This is a genomic window from Aromatoleum evansii (genome assembly GCF_012910805.1).
GTDB lineage: Bacteria > Pseudomonadota > Gammaproteobacteria > Burkholderiales > Rhodocyclaceae > Aromatoleum > Aromatoleum evansii.
On sequence record NZ_WTVK01000236.1, the window covers coordinates 1 to 436 of the forward strand.

Sequence of the window (436 nt, forward strand, 5' to 3'; positions counted from 1 at the left end):
GCTCAGCCAAACGTGGTTCGATATGCGCATGACTGCGTTGACTGTACGAACCCTTGGCGAAGACGACTGGCAGATCTACCGCGACGTTCGCCTGAGCGCTCTCGAGGAGTCGCCGGAGGCCTTCGCGGCGTCGTCGTCCGCCGAGAAGCAGCTCGACGAGAGCGCGTGGCGTCGACGCATGGCGCGTGCGCGCCGCATCCTCGCGACCGACGAGAACGGCGACAAGGTCGGCGTCGTCTCGCTGCGCAGCGATGTGCGTGACGACGAGGAGTCGCCGTACGGCGAGCTGTTCGGCCTGTGGGTCACGCCCGACGCGCGTGGCACGGGCGTCGCCGTCGCGCTGCTCGAAGCTGTTCTGGAGCAGGCGCGCAAGGAGAGCCTGGGCGCCGTCATCTACTGGGTCGGCACCGACAACGCGCGTGGTGTGGCGTTCGCG

At 68.3% G+C, this 436-nt stretch carries 1 protein-coding gene; it reads left to right on the forward strand.

Annotated features, from left to right (window positions below; translation table 11 throughout):
• Positions 1-28: 28 nt before the first annotated feature.
• Positions 29-436, forward strand: a 408-nt coding sequence (locus GO615_RS29975) for a GNAT family N-acetyltransferase (RefSeq protein ID WP_169133095.1), incomplete at its 3' end; no start/stop codon positions are given.